4 protein-coding genes are annotated in these 6,214 nt (G+C 73.0%); 2 read left to right on the forward strand and 2 right to left on the reverse strand.

What is annotated here, in order from left to right; all coding sequences use genetic code 11:
• Positions 1 to 401: 401 nt before the first annotated feature.
• Both K6I33_RS30075 and K6I33_RS30080 read right to left on the reverse strand, forming a co-directional pair.
• Entirely contained in the window at positions 402 to 2,162 is a 1,761-nt protein-coding gene (locus tag K6I33_RS30075) for a M4 family metallopeptidase (protein ID WP_229357710.1), read from the reverse strand.
• Between the two features lie 392 nt (positions 2,163 to 2,554).
• On the reverse strand, positions 2,555 to 2,977 hold the full coding sequence (locus K6I33_RS30080; protein ID WP_229357707.1) for a gamma-glutamylcyclotransferase family protein: 423 nt from the start codon (positions 2,975 to 2,977) through the stop codon (positions 2,555 to 2,557).
• Between the two features lie 107 nt (positions 2,978 to 3,084).
• Between K6I33_RS30080 and K6I33_RS30085 the strand changes: the two genes are divergently transcribed.
• Both K6I33_RS30085 and K6I33_RS30090 read left to right on the forward strand, forming a co-directional pair.
• The gene (locus K6I33_RS30085) at positions 3,085 to 5,454 is read left to right on the forward strand and encodes an FHA domain-containing protein (protein ID WP_229357708.1); all 2,370 of its coding nucleotides are present in this window, start codon (positions 3,085 to 3,087) and stop codon (positions 5,452 to 5,454) included.
• A gap of 7 nt (positions 5,455 to 5,461) precedes the next feature.
• Positions 5,462 to 6,214 (forward strand): hypothetical protein (locus K6I33_RS30090; RefSeq protein ID WP_229357709.1); only part of this gene is annotated, 753 nt, incomplete at its 3' end.

Here is a 6,214-nt window from a genome sequence, read left to right on the forward strand (position 1 = left end):
GCCTGGTGGCGGGGTTCCTGGGCGGGCTGCTCGTGGGCCACCTGCGACGCCGGGAGGGTTAAGCAGCCTTGGCGAGGTCCGGTGCGGTTCGGTGACGCCCCGAAGGGGCGCGGGGAACTGCGCGACCAGCCACGACGCACCAGCAGATGACGCGGAGCGCTTAGTCCGTCTCTGCCGGGGCAAGTCCGGCCCAGGCAGGGCGGGCCCGGCCCCCGTCCGGCCGTGGACGGGCGCCCCCGCCCGTCACGCACGAGGGGCCGTGACCGGCGGTCGTCCGCCGGTCACGGCCCCTCGGCCCCGGGCCGACCGGGATCCCCCGGTCGGCGCCCGTCGCGTGACGCGTCGCACCTGACGCGTCCCGCGACGCCCCGCTCATCCAGTCGGCGCCGGAGGCGCCGACGTCACCGCTTCAGGTTGGCGTTGACCGACGGCGTGTTCGCCTCCGTGACGTTCACACCCGCCCACGCCGCGTCCACGGCCTTGTACTCCGCGCCGTCCTGACCGTAGATGTCCGCCGCCGCCTGGAGGGTGGCCTTGCGGGCGTCGTGGAAGTCGCTGGTGGAGACCAGGTAGCGGCTCAGGGCGCGGTAGAAGATCTGCTCCGCCTTGTCGCGGCCGATGCCGGTCACCGTGGAGCCGTCGGACGTCGGCGAGTCGTAGGTGAAGCCGCCGATCGTCTTCTTGCCGCTGCCCTCGGCCAGCAGGTAGAAGGCGTGCGAGGAGACGCCGGAGCCCGCGTGGACCTCGCGGTCGTAGGAGCCCTCGTCCCAGTAGTCGACCGTGCCCTCGAGCTTGTCCAGCGACGGCTTGTCGAGGCGGCGCAGGAAGGTCTGCTGGAGGCCGAGCTTCTCGCCGAGGAGGTAGTTCGGCGGGTTGGCCGGGTTGTTGGTGGCGAACTCCACGCCCGTGCCGAAGATGTCGGCGAAGGACTCGTTGAGCGAGCCCGCCTCGCCGAACTGGTTCTGCTCCTCGTCGACGCGGGTCGGCTGGAAGTTCGCGGTGGCCTCGACGACGCCGTGGCTCAGCTCGTGACCGGTGACGTCCAGGGCCACCAGCGGCTGCTTGAACGTTTTTCCATCGCCGTCGCCGTAGAGCATGCAGCCGCAGTCGGGGGACCAGAAGGCGTTGCCGACGTTGCTGCCGAAGTGGACGAGGGCGTGCGGGCCGACGCCGTCGTTCTTGATGCCGTTCCGGCTGAACGTCTTCTTGTAGTAGTCGAACGTGGCCGTGATGCCGTACTGGGCGTCCACCGCGGCGCTGGCGGAGTCCGACGTCGTGCCGTTGCCCCACTTGTTGTCGGTGTCCGTGAAGGCCTTGCCGCCGGCGAAGGAGCCCAGCTGCTGACGGCCCGCGTTGCGGGTCTCGGCGTTGCCGCGGCTGGGGTCCTTCAGGGTGAAGGAGCTCTTGGCCGTCTGGGTCGTGATCAGCGGGACATTGCCCACGAAGATCGAGGAACCGCTGCCGGTGGCCTGCGCCGGGAAGGCGCCCGCGGCGGGCTTGACCGGCCCGGGCAGGGGCTTGGTGCCGGCGCGCGGAGTCGCCTGGACGCCCTGCTCGCGCAGCTTCGCCTTCAGGGCGGGCGAGATGAACGCGTCGGAGAGCGGCGTCTTGCTGATGACCTTGCCGGACGCGGCGTCGACGAGCACCGAGTGGGCGGCGCCCTCCTCGGTCTTCGGGGTGCCGGTGACGGTCACCCGGTAGGCGAGGACGGCCTTGTCGGCGCGGGCGTCCACCACCAGCTCGGGCTTGCCGGCGGCGGTGCCGTCGGCCGACGCGGCGGCCTTGGTGGCGGCCTCGGAGGCGCTCAGCTTGGGGGTGACGCTGGGGACGGTGACCTGGCGGTTGGCCGAACGGGTCACGCCCAGGTAGGAGTTCTTCGCGTCCAGGTGGACGACCAGGTCGCCGCCGATGACGGCGACGCCGTGCTGGGACCGCTCGAAGCGGACGTGCCGCTTCCCTTCGGGGTCGGTCAGGACGTCCTTGACGGTCAGCGCGTCCGCCGAAGTGACGCCGGTGGCCGCCGAGTTGGCGACGGCGGCGCTCCGCGCGGCCTTGACGACGTCCGCCTGAACACCGCCGGCTGCGATGTTCGCGGCGGTCGCGGCCGGAGCCTTGTCCGCGGAGTGGGAGGGGAGGGTGTCGGCCACGGCCGTGCCGGCCATGGTCGCCGCGGCGGCGACCGCGACGGCGATGGTCAGCGCGCGTCTGCCGGTCGAGGCCGATATGAAGCTGGTGGGGGATGTACGCACGTTTCAGCGCCCTTTGCCATGAGGGCGGTTCGGAGGACCGGACCGCCTGCGTGCACGCGGTGCCGGTTCTGCCGCACCACGGGGACCTCTGGTCCAGGTCCCGTGGATGACCTTGCACCCATTGGCATGCCCATGAAAAGAGCGAAGGGGCTTCTTGTCCGAACAGTTGATCTACCGTTTACAAATCCCCAACACACCGTTACGACAGCGCAACTTCCTGTCGACTTGTGAGGGAGGACGAGGCAACGCCCCCGAAGGTTGCCGATGTTGGCCGACTGATCACTATGTGAGACGCGGCCCCGCCGCTACCCCCGCCAGTCGCCGTCCGGCACCCGGGTCCCCGACGCCCGCAGCCGGCGCGCCACCCGGTCCGCCGCGAGATACACCCACCCCCGTACCGGACCGCCGCCCTCCACCCGCACCTCGCGCACCACACGCTCGTACAGGTTGCGCGGATCGCCCGGACGGTAGTCCTCCAGCGCGTCGAGCGCGGCCAGCACCCGGCCGTACTCCCCCGGCGCCACGGTGATCAGCTCACCGCGGATCTCGCCCTCCGCCTCCGCCACCGCGTACGGATACCCCGGCCCCTCGTACAGCACCGCGCCCCGCATCCGGGCGGGCTCCTCCGCCACCGTCCGGCCGCGCAGGAAGCGGTCGTGGTTGTGCCGCCCGGGCCGCAGCGTCCCGTAGACGAAGACGGGCAGCCCTCCGGAGTCCTCCGCCGTCACTCCCGCGCTCCCTTCCCCGCCGCCCGCCTTCCGGCGGCGCCCGGCCGTCCGTCTCCCCCGGCCGCCGCCGAAAGGCGGGCGGCGGGGGTCGGCCGTAGCCTAGAGGCATGGGAGAGCGCTCGGTCGCGCCCTCGGCACCCGAGCTCGTCGTCGAGGCCGACGGCGGCTCGCGGGTGATGAGCCCCGACAGGATCTACCACGTGGGGCGCGACCCCCTCAGCGACATCGTGCTCCACGACGGACGCGTCTCGTGGCACCACGCGATCCTCCACGCCGTCGCGGACCACTGGACGCTCGAGGACAGCGGCAGCACCAACGGCACCTACGCCGAGGGCCGCCGCGTGACCTCGCTCGACGTGGGACCGGGCAGCGTCGTCCGCTTCGGCAACCCCTCGGACGGCCCCGCCGTCCATGTCACCGAGGCCCTGCCGCGCCGCGCCGACCGGCCCTCCTCCGTCTCCCACCCCTCCGGGACCAGCACCTTCCGGCAGCCCACGTCCGTCCGCCCGCTGCCCACCCGCACCGTGCGGATCGGCCGCGCCGCCGGCAACGACCTCGTCCTCGACGACCTGATCGTCTCCCGGACCCACGCCGAGCTGCGCGCCCTTCCCGACGGCGGCTACGAGATCATCGACCTCGGCAGCCACAACGGCACCTACCTCAACGGCCACCCGGTGCGGCGCGCCCTCGTCGGGCCCGGTGACATCATCGGCATCGGCCACTCCGCGTTCAGCCTGGTCGGCGACCAGCTGCAGGAGTACGTCGACACCGGCGAGGTCTCGCTCGACGTGCAGGACCTGATCGTGCACGTCGACGAGGGCCGCAAGACCCTGCTGGACGACGTCTCCTTCCCCGTCGGCGCCAAGTGCCTGCTCGCCGTCGTGGGCCCCAGCGGCGCCGGGAAGTCGACCCTGCTCAACGCCCTCACCGGGCTGCGCCCCGCCGACCGCGGCACCGTCCTCTACGACGGCCGCGACCTCTACCGCGACTACGCCGAGCTGCGGGCCCGCATCGGGCTCGTCCCCCAGGACGACATCCTCCACACCCAGCTGACCGTGCGCCGGGCCCTGAACTACGCCGCCGAGCTGCGCTTCCCCGGCGACACCGCCAAGTCCGAACGCCGGGACCGGGTCGAGGAGGTCATCGGCGAACTGGGCCTGGAGCAGCGCGCCGACCAGCCCATCCACAGCCTCTCCGGCGGCCAGCGCAAACGCGTCAGCGTGGCGCTGGAGCTGCTGACGAAGCCCTCGCTGCTCTTCCTCGACGAGCCCACCTCCGGCCTCGACCCGGGCATGGACCGCTCGGTGATGAACATGCTGCGCGGCCTCGCCGACGACGGCCGCACCGTCATCGTCGTCACCCACAGCGTGCTCAGCCTGGACGTCTGCGACCGGCTGCTGTTCCTCGCCCCCGGCGGGCGGACCGCCTACTACGGGCCGCCCGGGGACATGCCCGGCTTCTTCGGCTTCGGCCAGTGGCCCGAGGCCTTCGAGGCGTTCGAGAACGACAAGGGCCGGGACTGGGCGGGCGAGTACCGCTCCTCGCCCCACTACCGGCAGTACATCGCCTCCGCCACCGACCAGCCCCGCCTGGGCGCGCCGCCCGCGCCGGAGGCGGCCCCCGCGCCCTTCAAGGCGCAGAGCTGGGGCGCCCAGCTGTGGACCCTGATGCGCCGCTATGTGATGGCGCTCAGCGCCGACCGGACCTTCCTGGTCATCATGGTCGCGCTGCCCTTCGTCACCGGCGCGATGGCCCGGCTGTCCTCCGGCACCCGCTTCGCCTCCGCCGACAAGGCCAACACCGTGCTGCTGATCCTCTGTGTGGGAGGCGTGCTGACGGGCGCGGCCAACGCCGTGCGCGAACTCGTCAAGGAACGTGTCATCTACCGGCGGGAGCGTGCCGTCGGGCTGTCCCGGTCCGCGTATGTGATGTCGAAGATCCTGGTGCTGGGCGTGATCACGGTGGCGCAGGCGATCGTCCTGGCCGTCGTCGGCCTCGGCGGGGTGGACACCCGCGCGCCCAAGGGGCAGGGCGTGCTCATGCCGCCGCTGCTGGAGATGACGCTCGCCCTGGCGCTGCTGTCGTTCACCTCCATGCTGCTGGGCCTGCTGGTGTCGGCGCTGGTGCGCAGGGAGGAGGTCACCATGCCGCTGCTGGTGCTCATCACCCTCGTCCAGGTCGTCTTCTGCGGCGGGATGATCGAGCTCAACGGCAGGCCGGCGCTGGAGCAGCTCTCCTGGCTGGTGCCCTCGCGCTGGGCGCTGGCGGCGATGAGCGCGACCATCGACTTCACCCACATCCCGCCCGAGACCGGCCAGCTCCCGCCGAAGGGCGGAGGCGGGGCCGACCCGCTCTTCCGGCACGCCGTCGGCACCTGGCTGCTCGACATGGGCATGATGGCGGTCCTGGCCGTCGTCTTCGCCCTCCTGGTCGCCCGGCTGCTGCGCCGCCACGAGCCGGCGGTCATGCGGAAGTGACGGCGCGATGAGCACGGTCCCCCTGCCGTCCGGCGCGATGCCGGACGTCCCCGGCTTCGAGCCGACCCATGTCGTCCCCAACGAGGGCCTGCCCACATGGGCCGCGCCCGACGCGGCCGTCCCGGCCGAACCACTGGACCCGCTGCTGCCGGTGCGGCTGCTGGCCCGGCGCGGCGACTGGGGTCAGGTGCTGTGCTCCAACGGCTGGTCGGCGTGGGTGGACGCCCGGCTGCTGGTCACCCTGCCGCAGCGCCCGCCCGGGACGGGCGGGTCGCTCGTCCGTACGGCGGACGCGCGCGAGCTGCTCGCCGGGGTGGAGGAGACGCTCGGGCACTACCGCAGGGCGCTGGAGGAGCTGGCGGCGGGCCGGATGGACGGCGAGACGTTCCGGCACTCGACGCAGGGCCTGCGGATCGGGGCGGTCGTGGCGGGCGAGGATATCTGGCTGTACGACGCGGCGTACGACCGCTGGTGCTACAGCGACGGCACGGCGATGGCGGCTGTGGCGGGGGGCGAGCCGTCACCGGAGCGGGGGGCGCCGGGCGCGGAGCGCCCGGACGCCGCGAGCGCGGGCGCCACCCGCCTCGACGCGGGTGGCGCCGGCCTCGCCGGGGCCACCGACGGGCGTGCGGGCTCCGCCGGGTCCGGCCCCGGGGCGACGCGCCTGGACGGCGCGGGCATGGGCCCCGGACCGGCGGGGGCTCCCGATGACGGCGGCGCGGGTCCCGGCGCCGGGAGCTCCGGCTCCACGGGGCAGGGC

Origin of the sequence: Streptomyces sp. UNOB3_S3 (assembly GCF_020740895.1) — a bacterium.
GTDB lineage: Bacteria > Actinomycetota > Actinomycetes > Streptomycetales > Streptomycetaceae > Streptomyces.

What these genes read in the sequence shown, in the direction of transcription:
- K6I33_RS30075 (WP_229357710.1), bottom strand. Translation starts at nt 2,162, where the DNA reads ATGGCCGGCACGGCCGTGGCCGACACCCTCCCCTCCCACTCCGCGGAC.
- K6I33_RS30085 (WP_229357708.1), top strand. Translation starts at nt 3,085, where the DNA reads ATGGGAGAGCGCTCGGTCGCGCCCTCGGCACCCGAGCTCGTCGTCGAG.